The sequence below is a fragment of the Kitasatospora sp. NPDC094028 genome, from assembly GCF_049543595.1.
In the GTDB taxonomy this organism is placed as follows: domain Bacteria; phylum Actinomycetota; class Actinomycetes; order Streptomycetales; family Streptomycetaceae; genus Kitasatospora.
Genome location: NZ_JBMVFA010000045.1, coordinates 1 through 17,834 on the forward strand (window position 1 = coordinate 1; position 17,834 = coordinate 17,834).

19 protein-coding genes and 1 pseudogene are annotated in these 17,834 nt (G+C 74.2%); 7 read left to right on the forward strand and 13 right to left on the reverse strand.

Translation table 11 applies throughout. From position 1 onward, the window contains the following. The 4 genes and pseudogenes from ACPC54_RS37850 to ACPC54_RS37865 all read left to right on the forward strand — a co-directional run. Positions 1-97: pseudogene (locus ACPC54_RS37850) on the forward strand (ABC transporter ATP-binding protein); the annotation flags it as partial. A 48-nt stretch (positions 98-145) separates the two neighbouring features. Beyond that, a complete protein-coding gene (locus ACPC54_RS37855) occupies positions 146-2,710 on the forward strand; it encodes an ABC transporter permease (RefSeq protein WP_498971531.1) in 2,565 nt (854 codons plus the stop codon). Positions 2,711-2,853: 143 nt separating this feature from the next. Then, positions 2,854-3,153: a hypothetical protein gene (locus tag ACPC54_RS37860; protein WP_498971533.1), complete on the forward strand. Its 300-nt coding sequence runs from the start codon at positions 2,854-2,856 to the stop codon at positions 3,151-3,153. A gap of 109 nt (positions 3,154-3,262) precedes the next feature. Then, entirely contained in the window at positions 3,263-3,532 is a 270-nt protein-coding gene (locus ACPC54_RS37865) for a hypothetical protein (RefSeq protein WP_498971535.1), read from the forward strand. A 66-nt stretch (positions 3,533-3,598) separates the two neighbouring features. Here the strand turns inward: ACPC54_RS37865 and efeU are convergent, their stop codons facing one another. The 4 genes from efeU to ACPC54_RS37885 form a co-directional block, all read right to left on the reverse strand. Next, the gene (gene efeU / locus ACPC54_RS37870) at positions 3,599-4,444 is read right to left on the reverse strand and encodes an iron uptake transporter permease EfeU (protein ID WP_498971536.1); all 846 of its coding nucleotides are present in this window, start codon (positions 4,442-4,444) and stop codon (positions 3,599-3,601) included. A 41-nt stretch (positions 4,445-4,485) separates the two neighbouring features. Then, positions 4,486-5,844, reverse strand: a complete 1,359-nt coding sequence (efeB, locus tag ACPC54_RS37875; protein ID WP_498971539.1) for an iron uptake transporter deferrochelatase/peroxidase subunit — start codon at positions 5,842-5,844, stop codon at positions 4,486-4,488. 104 nt (positions 5,845-5,948) lie between these two features. Beyond that, positions 5,949-7,103: an iron uptake system protein EfeO gene (efeO, locus tag ACPC54_RS37880; protein ID WP_498971541.1), complete on the reverse strand. Its 1,155-nt coding sequence runs from the start codon at positions 7,101-7,103 to the stop codon at positions 5,949-5,951. A 131-nt stretch (positions 7,104-7,234) separates the two neighbouring features. Beyond that, complete coding sequence (locus ACPC54_RS37885) at positions 7,235-7,468, reverse strand: hypothetical protein (protein WP_498971542.1); 234 nt, start codon at positions 7,466-7,468, stop codon at positions 7,235-7,237. A 155-nt stretch (positions 7,469-7,623) separates the two neighbouring features. Here ACPC54_RS37885 and ACPC54_RS37890 point away from each other — a divergent pair, with 155 nt between their 5' ends. Next, complete coding sequence (locus tag ACPC54_RS37890; RefSeq protein ID WP_498971544.1) at positions 7,624-9,207, forward strand: M4 family metallopeptidase; 1,584 nt, start codon at positions 7,624-7,626, stop codon at positions 9,205-9,207. A gap of 10 nt (positions 9,208-9,217) precedes the next feature. Here ACPC54_RS37890 and ACPC54_RS37895 read toward each other — a convergent pair whose 3' ends face one another. The 7 genes from ACPC54_RS37895 to ACPC54_RS37925 form a co-directional block, all read right to left on the reverse strand. Then, positions 9,218-10,249 carry a hypothetical protein gene (locus ACPC54_RS37895; RefSeq protein ID WP_498971546.1) on the reverse strand — a complete coding sequence of 344 codons (1,032 nt, stop codon included), beginning with the start codon at positions 10,247-10,249 and terminating at the stop codon, positions 9,218-9,220. Positions 10,250-10,412: 163 nt separating this feature from the next. Then, positions 10,413-11,501 (reverse strand): SDR family oxidoreductase, encoded by a 1,089-nt coding sequence (locus tag ACPC54_RS37900; protein WP_498971548.1) that lies wholly within the window; start codon positions 11,499-11,501, stop codon positions 10,413-10,415. A 123-nt stretch (positions 11,502-11,624) separates the two neighbouring features. Next, complete coding sequence (locus ACPC54_RS37905; RefSeq protein ID WP_498971550.1) at positions 11,625-12,200, reverse strand: TetR/AcrR family transcriptional regulator; 576 nt, start codon at positions 12,198-12,200, stop codon at positions 11,625-11,627. Between the two features lie 76 nt (positions 12,201-12,276). Further along, entirely contained in the window at positions 12,277-12,897 is a 621-nt protein-coding gene (locus ACPC54_RS37910) for a histidine phosphatase family protein (RefSeq protein ID WP_498971552.1), read from the reverse strand. A 97-nt stretch (positions 12,898-12,994) separates the two neighbouring features. Further along, positions 12,995-13,600, reverse strand: coding sequence for a class I SAM-dependent methyltransferase (locus tag ACPC54_RS37915; RefSeq protein WP_498971554.1), 606 nt, complete (start codon positions 13,598-13,600; stop codon positions 12,995-12,997). Continuing rightward, positions 13,597-14,136 (reverse strand): hypothetical protein, encoded by a 540-nt coding sequence (locus tag ACPC54_RS37920; protein ID WP_498971556.1) that lies wholly within the window; start codon positions 14,134-14,136, stop codon positions 13,597-13,599. Before ACPC54_RS37920 ends, ACPC54_RS37915 begins: the two co-directional genes overlap by 4 nt. A 24-nt stretch (positions 14,137-14,160) precedes the next feature. Continuing rightward, positions 14,161-14,391 carry a hypothetical protein gene (locus tag ACPC54_RS37925; protein ID WP_498971558.1) on the reverse strand — a complete coding sequence of 77 codons (231 nt, stop codon included), beginning with the start codon at positions 14,389-14,391 and terminating at the stop codon, positions 14,161-14,163. 147 nt (positions 14,392-14,538) lie between these two features. Here ACPC54_RS37925 and ACPC54_RS37930 point away from each other — a divergent pair, with 147 nt between their 5' ends. Both ACPC54_RS37930 and ACPC54_RS37935 read left to right on the forward strand, forming a co-directional pair. Beyond that, on the forward strand, positions 14,539-15,129 hold the full coding sequence (locus ACPC54_RS37930) for a hypothetical protein (protein ID WP_498971560.1): 591 nt from the start codon (positions 14,539-14,541) through the stop codon (positions 15,127-15,129). Next, positions 15,108-15,278, forward strand: coding sequence for a hypothetical protein (locus ACPC54_RS37935; protein ID WP_498971562.1), 171 nt, complete (start codon positions 15,108-15,110; stop codon positions 15,276-15,278). Before ACPC54_RS37930 ends, ACPC54_RS37935 begins: the two co-directional genes overlap by 22 nt. A gap of 16 nt (positions 15,279-15,294) precedes the next feature. Here the strand turns inward: ACPC54_RS37935 and ACPC54_RS37940 are convergent, their stop codons facing one another. Further along, positions 15,295-15,546, reverse strand: coding sequence for a hypothetical protein (locus ACPC54_RS37940; RefSeq protein WP_498971563.1), 252 nt, complete (start codon positions 15,544-15,546; stop codon positions 15,295-15,297). Between the two features lie 71 nt (positions 15,547-15,617). Then, the gene (locus ACPC54_RS37945; RefSeq protein WP_498971565.1) at positions 15,618-17,744 is read right to left on the reverse strand and encodes an acyltransferase family protein; all 2,127 of its coding nucleotides are present in this window, start codon (positions 17,742-17,744) and stop codon (positions 15,618-15,620) included. Positions 17,745-17,834: the final 90 nt, after the last annotated feature.

Genomic DNA, 17,834 nt, shown 5'->3' on the forward strand with positions numbered 1-17,834 from the left:
CGCCGACGGCCGCATCGTCGACGAACTCCTCAACCCCACCGCCGACACCGTCCTGGACCGCATGCGCCGCTTCGACGCCAAGGGCCGCACCAGCTAGGCCCGTTCGCAGCCCGCACCCGAACTACCCCAGGACTGACACTCCCCCATGTTCCGCACCGCACTGCGCAACGTCCTGGCCCACAAGGGCCGACTCCTGATGACGACGCTCGCCGTCCTGCTCGGCACCGCCTTCGTGGCCGGCACGCTCGTCTTCTCCGACACCTTCGGCAACGCGCTCAGGACCCAGAACTCCAAGAGCTACACCGACATCGCCGTCACGGTCAGCGACCACGGGGCCGTCGGCCGCGGCTACGACCACGGCGCCCGGGCCGACGCCAGCCCGCACCTCACCGAGGAGACCCGGACCAAGGTCGCCGCGCTGCCCGGCGCCGCCGAAGTGCGCGGCGTGGTCAGCGGCTTCGCCGGGATCGCCGACCGCAAGGGCGCGCTGATCGGCAACGGCTTCTCCACCACCGGCACCAACTACGTGCCGGGCGCGGACGGCACCGACCCGCGCTACCCGCTGGTCGAGGGCCGCGGCCCGCAGAACGCGGGCGAGATCGCGCTCGACACCAGGACCGCCGACAAGGGCGGCTTCAAGGTCGGCGACACCGTCCGGGTCGCCGTCAACGGCCCGGTGATGGAGCTCAGGCTCACCGGCACCCTGCACACCAACGACCCGCGGGTGCAGGCCGGCGGCTCGCTGGCCGCGTTCGACACCGCCACCGCCCAGCAGCTCTACCTGAGCCCGGGCCGGTTCGCCGAGCTGGACGTCAAGGCCAAGCCGGGCACCGACGACGCCGCGCTGCTCACCGCCGTCGAGCAGGCCGTCCCGCGGGGCGACGACATCGAGGCCCGGACCGGCCGCGAGCTCGCCGCCGAGCAGGAGCGGATGATCCAGCAGGGCACCAGGTTCCTCACCACCTTCCTGCTGGGCTTCGCGGGCATCGCGCTGTTCGTCGGGATCTTCATCATCGCCAACACCTTCTCGATGCTGGTCGCCCAGCGCACCAAGGAGCTGGCCCTGCTGCGGGCGGTCGGCGCCACCCGCCGCCAGATCACCCGCTCGGTGCTGGTCGAGGCGCTGCTGGTCGGCCTGACCGCCTCGGTGGCCGGTCTGGTGGCCGGCATCGGGATCGCCATCGGGCTCAAGGCGCTGCTCAACGGCCCGATGGAGGCCAACCTCCCGGACGGCCCGCTGGTCGTCGCGCCGGCCACCGTCGTCGCCGCGATCGCGGTCGGCGTGCTGGTGACGGTGCTGGCCGCCTGGCTGCCCGCCCGCCGCGCCTCCCGGATCGCCCCGGTCGCCGCGATGAGCTCGGCCGAGCAGCCCGCCACCCAGAAGGGCCTGCTGGTCCGCAACACCATCGGCCTGCTGTTCTCGCTGGCCGGTGCGGGCGCGCTGGCGGCCGGCGTGGGCGGCAAGGAGGTCAAGCTGGTCGGCCTCGGCGCGGGCGCGCTGCTGATCGGCGTGTTCGTCCTCACCCCGCTGCTGTCCCGGCCGCTGATCGCGCTGATCGCCCCGCTGCTGCGCGCCCTGTACGGCACGCCGGGCAAGCTGGCGAAGGAGAATGCGGTGCGCAACCCGCGCCGCACCGCCGCCACGGCCTCCGCGCTGACCATCGGCGTCACCCTGATCACCTCGCTGACGGTCATCGGCGCCTCGGTGAACCAGGCCCTGGACAAGGCGACCGCGACGGACCTCCGGGCCGACTACACGGTCGCGATGCAGAACGGCTCGATGCTCTCCGCCGAGCTCGCCCCCAAGATCGCCAAGGCGCCCGGCGTCAGCGCGACCAGCGTGGTGCGCAACGTCCCGGTGAGGACCGCGGACAGCGGCGAGGACAACGAGTGGATGACCTCGGTCGACGGCGCGACCATCGACCGGCTGTACACGCTCCCCGTCAAGGAGGGCGCGGCCGACGCGCTCAAGCAGGGCAAGCTGCTGGTCGGCCCGTACGCCGTCGAGCACGACGGCTACCGGCTCGGCCAGACGCTCGCCGTCACCTACCCGGACGGCGCCAAGGGCTCGCTCACGGTCGGCGGCATCCTCGCCGAGGACACCGTGCTCGGCAACGTCCTCGTCCCGGACGCCCTGGCCGGCCCGCACACCGCGCCCGGCAGCGGGCTGGACAAGGTCCTGGTCAAGGGCACCGACGGCGCGACCGCCGGGCTGAAGCAGGCGCTGCGCGACGCGACCGGCGGCAACCCGCTGATCTCCGTCAAGGGTGAGAAGGACGTCAAGGCCGAGAGCCGCTCGATGGTCACCAACATCCTGAACATGATGTACGGGCTGCTCGGCATGTCCGTGGTCATCGCGGTACTCGGTGTGGTCAACACCATGGCCATGTCGGTGTTCGAGCGCCGCCGGGAGATCGGCATGCTGCGGGCGATCGGCCTGGACCGGCTCGGCATCCGCCGGATGGTCCGGCTGGAGTCGCTGCTGATCGCGCTGTTCGGCGGCCTGGTCGGGGTCGGCCTCGGCATCCTGGTCGCCTGGGCGGGCCTGCAGACGCTGCGGGACTCCTTCAAGGGCCTCACCACCGTGGTGCCCCCGGTGCAGACCCTCGGCTTCCTGCTCGCGGCCGCCGTGATCGGCCTGCTGGCCGCACTCTGGCCGGCCCACCGGGCGTCCAGGCTGGACATCCTGGAGAGCATCAAGAGCGAGTAGCACCCGCCGCGCAGCGGGGAGCCCCGTACGGTCCGGACCGTACGGGGCTCCCGCGCGTCACGGCCCGGTGAACACACCGCGCTCCCGGATTACTCGCGGCACCGGGAGGGCACACGGACCCACGACGCGAAGGGGGACGGGTCATGGACAAGCGTCTGATCTCGGGGACGGACCGGGCAGGACGCCGGCACAGCGTGCGGATCACCGAGGACCGCGGGGAGACCACGTGGGTGGAGTGCGACAGCTGCGGCCACCGTCAACGCGCCGTGTGGGCCGCCCGGGAGAAGGCCTTCGACCACCTGGGGGCGGCCCACTCCGCGTACAGCCGCGCCCCCGGGCGCGCCTTCGACGAGGAGCGCACGCCCGAGTACACCGCCCGCCTGTGGATCAGCACCGGCTGCCTGGTGCTCGCCCTGCTGATCCTGCTGTTCGCCGGCCGCTGACCGGCGGTTCCCGGGGATTCCGGGGATTCCGGGGATTCCGGGGATTCCGGGGACGGTTCGCAACCGCCCGGGGCTGCCGCGCGTCCTCGGTCAGTGACCAAGGGGGTGGGTGGTGATCACCAGTCGGATCACGGGCACGGACTCGCGCGGGTACCGCCGCACGGCGAACATCGTCTCGCGCGGCAACGACCAGCGCTACGTGGAGTGCGAGAGCTGCGGCTACCAGCGGCGGGTGTCCTGGAGCGCGCGCGACGACGCCGAGTCCCATCTGGCCGGGGAACACGGGGCGTTCGGGTTCTCCCAGCGCCTGGCGCCGGGCCCGTTCATCGTGGCCGGCATCGCGCTGTTCGTCATCGTCGTGTTCTTCCTCAGGCATTAGGACCGCCGCACACGGCGGCGCCCCGCCCGGCTGGTGCCGGGCGGGGCGCGGGGGTGAACCACCGTGTCAGGCGGCGGGCTTGGCGGCCACCGGCCCGGTGGGCTTGGCCTTGCCGCCGCCGAGGACGTTGAAGAAGACGGCCAGCGTCGGCACCAGGTAGAGCAGCCAGACCGCCAGCTGCAGCACGGTCGGGTCCGGCTGGAAGTTGAACACGCCCTTCAGCAGGGTGCCGTACCAGCTGTCCTTGGGGATGGTGCTGGAGATGTCGAAGGCGACGTCGTGCAGGCCCGGCAGCCAGCCGGCCTCCTGCAGGTCGTGCACGCCGTAGGCGAGCACGCCGGCGGCCACCACGACCAGCATCGCGCCGGTCCAGGTGAAGAACCTGGCCAGGTTGATCTTCAGCGCGCCGCGGTAGAACAGCCAGCCGAGCACCACCGAGGTGAGCAGCCCGAGCGCGGCGCCGACCAGCGGGTTCCAGCCGTCCTCCGTCGCCTGCACGGCCGTCCAGATGAACAGCGCCGTCTCCAGGCCCTCGCGGCCGACCGCCAGGAAGGCGGTGACCACCAGGGCCGTGGTGCCCATCGCGATCGCCGCGTCCAGCTTGCCGTGCAGTTCGGTCTTCAGGTGCCGCGCGGTGCGCCGCATCCAGAACACCATCCAGGTCACCAGGCCGACCGAGACGATCGACAGCGAGCCGCCGAGCGCCTCCTGGGCCTCGAAGGTGAGCTGCGAGGAGCCGAACTGCAGCACGGCGCCGAAGGCCATGCTCAGCACCACGGCCGTCAGGACGCCGGTCCACACCGGCGGCAGCTTGTCCCGGCGGCCGGTCTTGACCAGGTAGGCGATCAGGATGCAGACGACCAGGCTGGCTTCGAGGCCTTCGCGCAGGCCGATCAGGTAGTTGCCGAACACGGCTGACTCCTCGGGGTGGTGGGGGTGTGGGGGGTCCGGGGTCAGCCGAAGAGGGCCTGGCCCCACCACTCCCCCGGCTTGCGCACGCCCGCCGGGCAGGCGAAGTGGGCGGAGCCGACGTGCTGGATGTACTCGTTGAGCTTGTCGCTGCCCGCGAGCCGCTGCTGCAGCGGCACGAAGGCCTTGCGGCTGTCGCGTTGGTAGGCGAGGAAGAACAGGCCGGCGTCGAGGCGGCCGAGGCCGTCCGTGCCGTCGGTGAAGGAGAAGCCGCGGCGCAGGATCATCAGGCCGCCGTTGGCGTCCGGGTGGGCGAGGGCGACGTGCGAGTCGGCGGGCATCGCCTTCAGGTCGGGGGCGTCGTGCTCCTTGGCCTTGCCGTACGGGGCGCCCTCGCCCTTGGTGCGGCCGAAGACGTCCTCCTGCTCCTTGAGCGAGGTGCGGTCCCAGGTCTCGATGTGCATCCGGATGCGCCGGGCGACGAGGTAGGAGCCGCCGGTCATCCAGTCGGCGCCGTCGCCGGGGGCGGCCCAGACGTGCTCGGCCAGCTTGTCGGTGTCGGTGCCCGCGATGTTGTGGGTGCCGTCCTTGAAGCCGAGCAGGTTGCGCGGGGTCTGCGCGTCCGGGGTGGTGGAGGAGGTCTTGCCGAAGCCGAGCTGCGACCAGCGGATGCTGACGGTGCCCATGCCGATCCGGGCCAGGTTGCGGATCGCGTGCACGGCGACCTGCGGGTCGTCGGCGCAGGCCTGGACGCAGATGTCGCCGCCGCTGCGCAGCGGGTCGAGCTTGTCGCCCTTGAAGCCGGGCAGGTCGATCAGTGCCTCGGGCCGCTTGGCCTTGAGGCCGAAGCGGTCGACTGATTGCCCATCCGGGCCGGACTTCTCGAACAGGCTGGGCCCGAAGCCGATGGTGAGGGTGAGCCGGGAGGCGGGCAGGCCGAGCGCCTCGCCGGTGTCGTCCGGCGGCGCCTCGGGCAGGCCGGTGGCGGCGCCGGTGCCGACCTCGCGGCCGCCGGTCATCGCGGCGGCGGCCTTCGTCCACTCCTTGAGCATCTTGACCAGGGATTCCCGGGTGGCGCGCTCGGAGACGTCGAAGGCGGCGAAGTGCAGGCGGTCCTGGACGGGCGTGGCGATGCCGGCCTGGTGGTCGCCGTAGAACGGCACCTCGGCGGCGGTCGGCGCGGCCGCGGCGGGGGCCGGGTCGTCGTCCTGCCGGGTGGCGGCGGCCACCGAGCCGACCGCGGCGGCGCCGAGCGCGACGCCCGCGCCGGCCCAGCCGATCACGGAGCGGCGGCTGACGACGCTGCGGGGCGCGGCGGTGGCGGTGGCGTCGGTGCCGGTGGCGGTGGCGGTGGCGTCGGTGCCGGCCGGCGTCTCGTTCTGCTGCTGGTTCTCGGCGTCCATCGGCGGCCGGGCCCTTCCTCGTACTGAACTGCTCGTTGCTGGTGCTGCTGGTGGTGTCGCCGCCCCGCCATGGAGGCGGCCGGGCGGCGACGAGGTGGGGCCGGCTACTTCACGACGACGGCGGCGGCCAGCTTCGACAGCGGCTCGCCCAGCGAGTTGACCGCGTCGGAGAAGGTCTTGCGCTCGGCCTCGGTGACCTTGTCGTAGGAGGTGAAGGTGCCGTCCGCCTGCTTGTACTTGGCCAGCAGGGTGTTGATCGCGGTGAACTCGGAGTCCAGGGTCCTGGACAGTTCCGGGTCCTTCTCGGCGGCGACGGGCTTCAGCAGCTCGTAGGCCTTCTGCGCGCCCTCGACGTTGGCCTGGAAGTCGGCCAGGTCGGTGTGGCTGTAGCGGTCCTCCTCGCCGGTGATCTTGTTGGTGGCGACCTCGTCCAGGAGCTCCTTGGCGCCGTTGGCCATGCTGGTGGCGGTGATCTCGGCGGAGGGGATCTTCTTCTGCCAGTCCTTCAGGTCGGCGACCAGCTGGTCGGCGAGGGTCTTCTCCTCGTCGCCGATCTTCGCGTCGGCCCAGAGCGCCTTCTCCAGCCGGTGCCAGCCGGTCCACTTCTTGCCCTGCTCGACCTTGTCCTCGCGGGTGTCGGTCTTCGGGTCGACGTCGCCGAAGCTCTCGGCGACGGGCTCGGTGCGCTCCCAGCCGGTGCGCGAGGGCGCGTACAGCGACCTGGCCTTCTCGACGTCGCCGGCCTTGACGGCGCCGGCGAAGGCCTCGACGGCCGGGATGGTGGCGTCGGCCTGTTCCTGCGCGTACTTCCGGTAGGCGTCGACGGCGGCGGCCAGGCGCGGGTCGGCCGGGGCGGTGCTGCCGCTCTCGCCGCCGGTGACGGTGATCTTCTGGCGGATGCCGTCGCCGACCATGCCGGGCTTGCAGGCGATCTCGTACGAGCCGGCCTTGATCTCGGCGTTGATGCTGGCCTTGGTGCCGGGGCCGATGTTCTCGCGCTCGGTGACGATCTTGTCGCCCTCGCCGTAGACGTAGACCTCGGTGGTCTTGGAGCCCTTGTTGCTGATCTCCAGCACGACGTGCCCGGCCGGGAAGGTGGCCCTGGAGACCTCGCACGCGCTGTCGGTGGCGTTCACCTTGACCGCGTCCGCGTCGCCGCCGGCCTTGTCGTCCTTCTTGGAGGCGCAGCCGGCCAGGGCGGCGGTGGCCACGGCGAGGGCGAGCAGCGCGGCTGCGGTGGAACGGCGGCGGGCGGACATACGTGCTCCAACGGAAAAGGGCATGGGGGTGCCAAGGTGGGGTAAAGCACCGGCCGGAACCGGAGCCTCCTCATTAGCTAAGGCATACCTTACGTAGGAATGCTTTACCTTCCACACCCACCCCCCGGCCGTTACCGTTCCGGTGCCCTGCGGGTGGCGGCCCGGGCCGTCCAGCGCCCCTCGTGGCGGGTGATCCGGATCGGGTGGCCGAAGGTCTCGCTGATCAGCGCGGTGGCCATCACCCGCTCCACCGGCCCGGCGGCCACGCACTCCCCGCCGCGCAGCAGCAGGGCGTGGGTGGTGCTCTCCGGCAGCTCCTCCAGGTGGTGGGTGACCAGCACGCCGGCCAGCTCAGGGTGCGTCACGGCGACAGCGTAGGGCGCGGATTGACGTCCGGTCATTTTGATTTGCACAGGACACAACTTGGCAAAGATATGACCTTCCCTCTAGCTGACCATGACTGCCCGCCGTCAATCTCGGTCCAGCTCTTTTCCCTGCCCCCACCCCCACAGGAGCCAGCGTGTCCCCCAGCACCTCCTCCCGTCGTGCCCTCGCAGCGGGCGCGATAGCCGTCGTCGCGGCCCTGGCCGCCGCGACCGTCCCCGCCACCACCGCCTCCGCCGCCCCCGACGCGCGCGCGGCCGCCATCGCCCAGGCCCGCGCCAACGTCGCCCGGAACTCGGGAATGTTCGGCTACGGCACCGGCCAGGACCTCGTCCTCAAGGACGTCGTGCTCGACCAGGACGGCACCTCGCACGTCCGCTTCGACCGCACCTACCAGGGCCTGCCGGTCGTCGGCGGCGACCTGGTCGTCCACCAGGACGCCCGCGGCAGGCTCAAGGACTCCTCGCGCGCCGCCGCCCACGACGCGGCCGTCAAGTCCACCGTCCCCAAGCTGCCCGCGCAGAACGCGCTCGCCGCCGCACCCGGCGTCAAGGACGCCACCAGCACCCCCGAACTGGTCGTCTGGGCCGCCGACGGCACCCCGCGCCTGGCCTGGCGCACCACCGTCGAGGGCACCGGCGAGCACGGCCAGCCGGCCGGCCGGATCGTCGTCACCGACGCCGCCACCGGCGAGCAGATCGAGGCCTATGACGCCGAGCACGAGGCCTCCGGCACCGGCAACTCCGAGTACACCGGCACCGTGGCCGTCGACACCACCGCCCAGGCCGGCGGCGGCTACACCCTCACCGACCCGATCCGCGGCCACGTCACCAAGGACGCCCGCAACGTCAGCGCCAGCTCGCTCAACGCCGGCTCCGGCGTCGCCTTCAGCAGCGCCACCAACATCTGGGGCGACGGCAAGAAGTTCTCCGCCGACCGCTCCACCGCCGCCGTCGACGCCCACGCCAACACCGCCTGGACGTACGACTACTACAAGAACGTGCACGGCCGCAACGGCATCAAGAACGACGGCCGCGGCGCCACCGTCTTCGTCCACGTCGGCACCGACTGGGACAACGCCCAGTGGTCCGACGCCTGCTTCTGCATGATGACCGGCGACGGCAACGGCACCACCGACCCGGAACAGGTCGACCTCGACACCATGGGCCACGAGATGACCCACGGCGTCACCAGCGCCACCGCCAACCTCCGCTACAGCGGCGAGTCCGGCGGCCTCAACGAGTCCACCAGCGACATCTTCGGCACCATGGTGGAGTGGTACGCCAACAACAGCCTCGACACCGGCGACTACCTGTTCAGCGACCAGTCCACCCCGCCGTGGCTGCGCCGCTTCGACAAGCCCTCGCTGGACGGCAAGTCGGCGGACTGCTGGAGCAGTTCGGTCGGCAAGCTCAACGTGCACTACTCCTCGGGCGTCGGCAACCACTGGTTCTACCTGGCCAGCGAGGGCAGCGGCGGCAAGACGATCAACGGCGTCACGTACAACAGCCCGACCTGCAACAACTCCACGGTCACCGGCATCGGCAACCAGAAGGTCGCCAAGATCTGGTACCGCGCGCTGACCGTCTACATGACGTCCACGACGACCTACAAGGGCGCCCGCGCGGCCTCCCTCAACGCCGCTCGGGACCTGTACGGCGCGGGCAGCACCGAATACAGCGCGATCGCCGCGGCGTGGAGCGCGGTCAGCGTCAACTAGCGTCTGCTCGCTAGGCGTTGAACCCGATGTGGACGTGGTCGTGGTGGGTGTCGTCGGTGAAGAACTGGTTGCCCGCCCCCGCGATCGCCACCGGCCCGCCCACGTTGTACGAGCCGGCGGCCGCCGCGTCCCGCATGAAGGACTCGACCAGCTGACGGGGCGTCGCCGGATCCACCACGGCCCGGCCGTCGATCCGCCACACGTCGAAGGCCCGGCCCAGCGGATGGTCGCTGGGCCGGGTCGTCCCGAACACGTCCAACGGGTGGCCGGTCCGCACCACGCTCACCGACAGCGTGTACGGGCCGGCCAGCCGCAGCATCGCCTCCAGCACGCTGTCGTGGACGGTGCCGCTGCGCAGATCGGCGGCCGCCTCGGGCGGCAGCTCGATCCGCGGCTCGGCCAGCACCCGGGCCACCGCCGGGGCCGGCGAGGCGGCGGCCTGGCCCGGGTCACCGGGACGCAGGTCGGTGACCGTCCAGCGCGGCTCGGCCCGGCTCAGCCGGACGTCCACCGTGGTGCCGCCCTCGGCCACCGAGCCGTCCGCCTGCCGGCGCCACTGGCGGCACACCACCAGCACACTGGCCGAGTCGGCGAGCAGACCGCCGTACTGGGCGGCGATCACCTCCAGGCTCGCCTCCGGCGCCGCCGGGGCCAGCGGGCCGGCCCGGTCCGCCAGGGCGGGCGGCAGGCCCAGCGCCGCCACCCGGGCCCGCGCCGCCTCGGCCCCCTGCCCGCCCGGCGGCCACCCGCCCAGCGCGGCCACCAGTTCGACGGCGCGGCGCTTCACGTCCGGCTGCAGCTCACCGGGGCCGGGCTGCCACAGCGGCGGGCGCGGCAGCGCGGACGGGGTCGCGGACGGGCTCCCGGGCGGCGCCGGGGTCGCGGCGGCCGGCGAACCGGTGGACGCCGCCCCCGCTGCGGCCGTCGCCCTGCCCGTGCGGCGGGCAGCCCCGCTCGCGCACCCCGTCGCCCCCAGCAGCACCGCCGCCGCACCCGCCCGCAGCAGCTCGCGCCGGCCCGGCTGACCGTCTCGGCTCGTCATGCCGTCAGTATGCGACCGGCGGAGCGGCGGCGGGCGGTGCTGTCAGCCCAGACGGCGGATCGGCCCGCCGGCGGCCCCTGCCGGCGCCGCCTCGTGCGCGGCCCCTCCCCGGGGCCGACATCCACGCCCGCTCGACCGGCGGCGACGGAAGTCCCCGCCCCGGCTACGCCGGGCTCCCCTGCGCCACCACCGCCCCGCCCGCGCCGGCGAAGCCGTCCGCCACCAGCCGCGTCGCCCAGCGCTGGAGCGCGGGCAGCACGGGCGGGTGGGTCAGGCCGGCGGTGGCAGCCAGGTGGTCGGCGGAGGCCGTGTCGTACTGCTCCTCCGACAGGAACGCGAAGCTCCTCGGCGCGCTCCCGGTCAGCACGCGCGGGAGCCTGCGCACCAGTGCGGGCGGGACGGTGGCCCGCGGCGGGCGCACGCCGAGGTGGGTGGCGAGCATCCCGATCAGCTCCGGAAGGAACGGGGTGCTGGAGTCGAGCACCGTGTGCGTCTGCACGGGCGCCCGGTCGAGCTCGGGGACGGCGGCCAGGAACCGGGCCAGGTGGTCGACCGTCACGACCGGCACGAAGGTCCGCTTGCTGCTGGGCAGCAGCGCCAGCCGCCCGGTGTACAGGTGGCGGACCATCTCGGCGAGGCCGATGTGCTGCCCGGCCTCGCCGGTGCGCGAGTTCCCGATGACGCTGGCCGGGTTGACGGTGGTGAGCGGCACCCCGAGCCCGGGGGCGGTGACCCGGACGGCGGCGTCGCCGAGCCGCTTGGAGGCCAGGTACCCGTCGAGGCCGCGGTACAGCGCCTCGACGGCCGGCTGGTCGAGCGGGTAGCGCGGCTCGGTCTCGTTGCCGGTGCGGTACCCGGAGACGTGGACCATCCGCCGCAGCATCGGCCGGCCCGCCGCCCACTGCAGGACGTTGAGCGCACCGTACAGGTTGACCGGCTCGGCCTCGGCCCGGGTGAGGCCGAAGCGGTAGCGGGCGGCGAGGTTGTACACGTCCCGGACCTCGCCGAGCCGGGCGTCGTCCGCGGGCGAGAGGCCGAGTACGGGGCGGGTGAGGTCGGCGGCGACGGTGGTGAGTTCGGCGCTGTCGGCCCCGTGGTCGCGCAGCCATCTGCGCAGCCAGGCGGCGGCCCCGATGCCGCGGACGGCGGCGGCCACCGGCACGCCCTGGGTGAGGAGTTCGAGGGCCAGCCAGCGGCCGATGAAGCCGGTGGAGCCGAGGATCAGCACACGGGGCGGCAGGGTGGGTGACATGGCGGACACTCCGTAATCTGGATTCCGGTCTGCAACAACTCTGTTCTGGCGCGCGGAGGTTACCGACTCCTTACGGGCATGCGGAAGGGCCGTCACCGGCCCTCGGGGCCCGGACGGCGGCGGCTACTGCGCGCCGATCAGCCGCAGGGCGGCCGTGCGCGCCTGTTCCAGGGGTTCGCGGCTGCGCCGCACCGCCGCGAGCAGGGCCGCGCCCTCGATCAGGGCGAGTGCCTGGCCGGCGGCGGCCTCGGCCCGGTCGGGGTGCTGCCCGGCGGCTTCGAGCCGCCCGGCCAGCACCCGCTGCCAGCTCCGGTACACCGCTGAACACACCTCCCGTAGCGGCTCGTTGGTGCCCGTCACCTCCAGCGCGACGGTGGCGATCGGGCAGCCCCTGGCGTAGTCGGAGCGCGCCAGCCGTTCGGTGAACACCTCGGCGAGCCGGCCGACGAGGGCGGCCGGGCCCTCGCCGCGGGCGGCGAGGGCGGCCAGCAGCTCCTCGACCTCGCGCCCGGCCTGGCCGAGCGCGGCGGCGACCAGCTGGTCCTTGCCTTCCGGGAAGTGGAAGTAGATCGAGCCGCGCGGCGTGCCGGTCTCGGCCACGATCCGGCTGAGCCCGGTGCCGTGGTAGCCCTGGGTCTCGATCAGCGCCCGGGTTCCGGCGATCAGCCGGGCCCGGGTCTCCTCCCCCTTGGATCCCATGCGGGAAACCATAGACCGGTCGACATATTCCTGTCGATGGATCAACGATCCTTCTCGGCAGGCGAGTTCGACGATGTCAGACCTTGAGTTGGGGCGGGAAGCCGGTCCAGCACAGCTCCTCCGGCAGGTGTCGGAGGTCGTTGAAGAGCAGCACGGACGGCGGCCGGCCGGGAGCGTAGCGCAGCACGGTGAGCGCGGTGTTGCCGGGGTTGAGGCCGAGCCAGCGCCACGGCGGGGCATCCATGGCCTGCCGGACCAGCCAGCCGATCAGGAAGGCGTGGGTGACGACCAGTTCGTGCCGGTCCGCGCCGTCCGGCACCGGCCCGGTGAAGCGCGCGACGGCCCGCCGGGCGAGCTCCTGGCCCTGGTCGCGTTCCGCGGCCGAGGTGCGGGACAGGAAGTCGAGCAGGAACTCCGCGCTGTCCTCCGGCAGTTCACCGCGCTCGGGCACGTGGGGGACGTAGTCGCCGGCCTCCTCGCAGACCACCGGCCGGATGCCGCCGAGCTGTTCGGCGACGAGCCCGGCGGTCTGCGCGGCGCGCGGCAGCGGCCCGTGGTGGACGGCGGTGATCGGCCGGTCGGCGAGCCGGCGGCCCAGCAGGACGGCCTGGCGGCGCCCGTTGGCGGTGAGCCGGCCGTCCGGGGCCGCCTCGCCGTGCCGGGCCAGGTAGAGGTAGCGGGTGGCGGTGTCGGTCATGCGGTTCCTCGCTGCGCGTGGGGGTGGTGGGTCGCTGGGGAGCGACGCCACCGGGCCACCGCCCGGTTCCGCCTCCCGTCCGCCCCTGCCCCGCCCGTCAGCCGGCCCGTTCGAGCAGCAGCAGCGACCAGTGCACGTCCGTCCGCCCGTGCAGGTCGGCCCGCTCGGCGTGGTGGCGCAGCCGCAGGCCGCGTGCCTCCCCGAGCTCGATCGCCTCCTCGGCGGTGGCCTCGTACATCCGGCGGTCGGCGGGGACGGGCCCGTGGCGCAGGGTGAGGGAGAGCCGGCCGCCGGGGGCGAGCAGGGCGGCGAGCGCGTCCATGGCGACCGGGCGTTCGTCCGGGGCGAGGTGCATCCAGACGGCGGTGAGCAGGACGAGGTCGTAGCGCGCGGCCTCGGCGCGGAGCAGCGGCAGCGCGGGCAGGGCGTCGGGCACCCAGCGGATGCCGGTGCCGGCGTGCAACCGCTCGCCGATGGCGAGGAATTCGGGGGTCGGCTCGGCGGCGGTCACCCGGTGGCCGAGGCGGGCGAGCGCGGCGGCGTCGCGCCCGGTGCCGGCGCCGACGTCGAGGACGGCGGCGGGCGGCGGCGGGTAGTGGGGCCGCAGTTCGCGGTGGACGTCGGCGTAGTCGACGCTCTCGTACTGTTCGGCGAGCCGCTCGGCCGCCGGTCCGTAACCGGTCGTTCCCGCAGGCTGGTTCATGAAAGCCCCCCGTTCGTGGTCCGGTCGGTCCGTTCCGCGTCGCCGACGAGCACGGCGTCGCCCGCGGCGGCCGCGTCGGCGAAGAAGTCCCGCAGGTCGCGTAGGTCGGCGACGATGCGGGCGGCCCACACCTCGGACCACGGCGTGGGGAAACCCTGGGTGGCGACCGTACGGGCGAGCACGGCGGCCTGCTGGCGGACGAGTTCGCCGAGCGCGGAGCCGCGCAGGAACGCGGACGCGGCCGCGACCTGCTCGGGGCGCAGGACGAGCGGCGCGCCCTGCGCGGCGGTGCCGTCCGGTCGGGGCGGGCCGCCGTAGACGGGCAGCCGGGCGGCCGGGTCGGGGTGCAGGCCGTTCTCGGTGAGCGCGAGTTCCATCAGCAGGGCGGTGCGGCGCACGCCGAGGGCGAGTCCGGCGGCGGCCAGCCGGTCGTACCGGACGTCGCGGTGCCGGGGCACCAGCTCGCCGAGTTCCTGCGGCGAGCAGGCGTCCACGGTCTGCCCGGGCAGTCGGCGCCAGAAGTGATCCACGCTCACCCGGACAGCGTAACGAACGGCGGGTCAGGCCTCACCGGGGTGCCAGGCGGGCCACTCCCAGGGGTGGTCGACCCAGTGGACGCGGACCGGGTCGTGCGGGTCGAGGTCGGGGAAGAGCTGGTGGACGCGGGGCTCGAACTCCTCGGGGCCCAGCGGCTCCCACCCCTGCCCCTCGAAGTGGACCAGCCGGTAGCGGCTGTCGGTGCGGAACTCGGCCACCTCGACCAGGTGCGCGGACGTGCTGTCGTTCTCCATGCCCCCCAGCATGTGGTCCGGTGGCAACCCGCGCCCGTCCAGACCCCTCTTCCGGGTCATGTCCCCGCGTCCGCCCGCTCGTTGAGCACGGAAAGGTACGGCGGGGGCTCGGCGGCTGGAGGACGAGGACATGACGAGGACCAGGACGTGACCGGGCGGCCCTCGGAGGCGCAGCCGTGGCAGTGGCCGGCGAACGCCTGGCAGCCGCCCCCGGTGCCCGCTCCGCCCCCGCCGGGCGCGCCGCCGGCCGCCCCGGCGCCCGCGCCGCGCCGTTCGGACCGGGCCCGGGCGGCCTGGGTGCTGGCGGCGGTCGGCACGGGCGCGGTGCTGGCAGCCGTGCTGGCGACCTGCGGCGGGCCGGGTGCGGGCGACGACTCCCGGCTGGTGGCGCTGCCCTCCGGCCCGGCCTCCCCCTCGGCCGGGCCGCCGCCCGCCACGCCCGCCACGCCTGCCACGCCCGCCCCCTCCCCGCTGCCGCCGCCCACCCCGGAGACCGGCCTGGGCGCCACCGGCGAGGCCGAGCAGTCGGCCGACCCGCAGCACCCGGTGACGGCCCCGCGCCCGAAGCCGAGCCACTCCGCGCACCCGGCCGCCTCCCCCCGCGCGGCCGCGACCCCCGCCGCCGCCCCGGCCCCGCCCTCCCTGGGGCCGCGGAACGTCTGCGACCAGGCCGAACGCACCGCCCGCTGGGCCCCCGGCTCCGAGCAGGCCCGGCTGTGCCGCAGCGTCTACGGCTGACGGCGGCGGCCCCCGACCCGGACGCCACGAGTGTGGCGAGCGTGCCGGTCGGCGGTGTGGACGTCGAACTGGTCTGGAGCGCCCGCTGCGCCGCCACCTGGGCGTTCGCGCCGGGCACGACGGCCTGGCGCTGCACGCCCTGCATCTGACGGGCAGGGGCGGGAGTCAGTACGTGATCTCCTCGCCGTTCGAGTCCCAGACCCGGGCCCAGTTCCGCCCCGGCAGGAAGTGCGGCTCCAGGATCGTCAGTAGACCCGGCTCATGGCAGAACGTGCCCGTGCCGGCGGGGCCGGGCCGGCGCTCCGGCCATTCGACGACGATGTGGTCGCCCGGCTCGATCACCACCTCCCAGGCGAGGGGTTCGAACCGGACGGTCAACGCGCCCGGACCGTCCGCTGCCACCTTGAACCGAACCATGGTGCGCAGCGTACGGGACGGGCCGCGGCGCGTGCCGCGGCCCGTCCCGCTCCCCGGGGGCTTCCGGCGGCTCAGGCCGCGCCGAGGAGGCCCTTGTCGAGCCGGGGTGCCAGCACCCGGGCCAGGGTGTCGGTGATGTGCCCGGTGTCGCGGTACAGCACGACGCCCTCCAGGACGGCCGGGCAGGACGGCCCGGTGCCGGGGCAGAGCAACGGCCCGAGGTCCAGGGTCCGGACGCCGTAGCGCACGGCGAGGCCGCCGTCGAGCATCGGGTCACGTTCGAAGGCGGTGTCGCGCGGGAAGAAGCAGGCGTCGGAGCGGCCGTCCGAGGCGGCGAGGCAGGTCGGGATGTCCTTGCCGGGCATCGGGGTGTCACCGAGGTAGGCGAGCGGGGCGCCGAGCGCGGCGAGCCGGTCCAGGGTGCGGGTCCAGCCCTGGGTGCGCTCGTCCTGGCTGCCGTAGCGGTTGAGTCCGGCCATCAGGACCAGGCGCGGCTTGGGTTCGTCGGCGAGCCGGGTGAGGGTGTTCTCCCGCCAGCGGTCGCACTCCTCGAAGGTGCGGCCGAGGACGTTGTTGCGCACGGTGAGGGTGGCGAGCGGGCAGCCGGGCTTGACCAGCACTTCCAGCGCCCAGTGCCGCTGTTCGGCCAGTTTCAGGGCGGAGGAGATCCACTGCCCGGCGTGCGAGTCGCCGAGCAGGACGAGCCGGTCGGGGTTGTGCTCGTCGCCGAAGAGGCAGCGGGGGCTGCGGTCGGCGTTGAGGGCGATCTCGCAGCCCTTGCCGGGCGGGAAGTCCTCGCGGGCGCGGGCCAGCGAGGGGGTGAGGGCGGCGAGCCGGGTGCCGGGCGGGAGCAGGGCGGGCCCGTCGACGGCTCCGGCGGGCGCGGCCACCTCGCCCGCGGCGGCCGTGCCGAGGGCGCGGACGGTGCCGCCGCCGAGGGTGAGGGCGGCGATCAGCGGGATGACCAGGGCGCTGGCGCCGACCGCGAGGCCGCGCCGGGGTGCCGGGCTGCTGCCGTACCGCAGGGGCTGTTCGACGAGCCGCAGGGTGAGCCAGGCGGGCAGCGCGCCGGCGGCGGTGAGAGCGAGGAGGACGGGCCAGCTCAGGGCGCCGTAGCGGGCCTGGGCGATGGTGAGGACGGGCCAGTGCCACAGGTACCAGGCGTAGGAGAGGCGGCCGGCGGCGCGCAGCGGTCGGGTGGCGAGGAGCCGGCCGGCGTCGGCGGCGCCGAGCGGGCGCGGGGTGGCGCCGGCGAGCAGCAGGGCGGCGGTGCCGAGGACGGGCGGCAGCGCGGCGGCGCCGGGGAAGGGGGTGGTGCGGTCGTAGAGGAAGACCGGGCCGGCCAGAGCGGCGAGCCCGAGCCAGCCGAGCGGGCGCAGGGCGGGTGTGGCGTCGCGGGCGGCGAGGGCCCGCCCGGCCAGGGCCGCGCAGGCGCCGGCGGCGAACTCCCAGAGCCGGCTGGCGGTGGAGAAGTAGGCGAGCGGCGCGGAGGTGGCCGTCCAGCGCAGGCAGAGCAGCAGCGAGGCGGCGCCGACGCCGAGGGTGGCGAGGGTGATCGCGGCGGTGCGGCGGCGTCCGTGCAGGTACCGGGCGAGGCCGAGCAGCAGGACGCCCCAGAGCAGGTAGAACTGGTTCTCCACGCCGAGGGACCAGAAGTGCTGGAGCGGGCTGGGGTCGCGTTCGGCGGCGAGGTAGTCGGTCTGCTGGCCGACGAAGCGCCAGTTGGCGAACTGGCCGGCGGCGGCGATGAGGTCGCGGGCGAGGTCGGTGCCGCGCAGCGGGTCGAGCAGGGCTCCGCCGGCGGCGGCGGTGGCGACGAGGACGGTGGCGGCGGCAGGCAGGATGCGGCGGGCGCGGCGGGCGGCGAAGTCCCCCAGGCCGATCGGGCGGCCGACGAGCAGGCCGGTGATCAGGAAGCCGGAGATGACGAAGAAGATGTCGACGCCGACGTAGCCGCCGGTCGGGCCGGGGACGGCCGCGTGGAAGGCGAGGACGGCCAGGACGGCGACGCCGCGCAGGCCTTCGATGTCGGGCCGGAAGGCGATGCGCCGGGGTGCCTCCGCCGTGACGGTGGCGACCTCGGCGGGCCGCGACACCCGGACGAGGCCGGGCAGTTCGACGGAGGCGGAGGCTGCGGTGGCGGCTGCGGTGGCGGCTGCGGAGTGGCTGGAAGAAGGCGGTGGTACGGCCGTTGGCACGGCGGTGCTCCTTGCAGGGCTGGCAGGGCGGAGTCGGTGGTCTGGCCCGCCGGGCCGATGGGGCGGCCGGGCGGCGGAGTCCGCGCCGGT

Bases quoted from the DNA above. Each gene is read 5' to 3' on its own strand.
- ACPC54_RS37910 (WP_498971552.1), bottom strand. From the start codon at position 12,897: ATGACCGACACCGCCACCCGCTACCTCTACCTGGCCCGGCACGGCGAG.
- ACPC54_RS37855 (WP_498971531.1), top strand. From the start codon at position 146: ATGTTCCGCACCGCACTGCGCAACGTCCTGGCCCACAAGGGCCGACTC.
- ACPC54_RS37900 (WP_498971548.1), bottom strand. From the start codon at position 11,501: ATGTCACCCACCCTGCCGCCCCGTGTGCTGATCCTCGGCTCCACCGGC.
- ACPC54_RS37860 (WP_498971533.1), top strand. From the start codon at position 2,854: ATGGACAAGCGTCTGATCTCGGGGACGGACCGGGCAGGACGCCGGCAC.
- ACPC54_RS37905 (WP_498971550.1), bottom strand. From the start codon at position 12,200: ATGGGATCCAAGGGGGAGGAGACCCGGGCCCGGCTGATCGCCGGAACC.
- ACPC54_RS37895 (WP_498971546.1), bottom strand. From the start codon at position 10,249: ATGACGAGCCGAGACGGTCAGCCGGGCCGGCGCGAGCTGCTGCGGGCG.
- efeO (WP_498971541.1), bottom strand. From the start codon at position 7,103: ATGTCCGCCCGCCGCCGTTCCACCGCAGCCGCGCTGCTCGCCCTCGCC.
- efeB (WP_498971539.1), bottom strand. From the start codon at position 5,844: ATGGACGCCGAGAACCAGCAGCAGAACGAGACGCCGGCCGGCACCGAC.
- ACPC54_RS37940 (WP_498971563.1), bottom strand. From the start codon at position 15,546: ATGGTTCGGTTCAAGGTGGCAGCGGACGGTCCGGGCGCGTTGACCGTC.
- ACPC54_RS37915 (WP_498971554.1), bottom strand. From the start codon at position 13,600: ATGAACCAGCCTGCGGGAACGACCGGTTACGGACCGGCGGCCGAGCGG.
- ACPC54_RS37925 (WP_498971558.1), bottom strand. From the start codon at position 14,391: ATGGAGAACGACAGCACGTCCGCGCACCTGGTCGAGGTGGCCGAGTTC.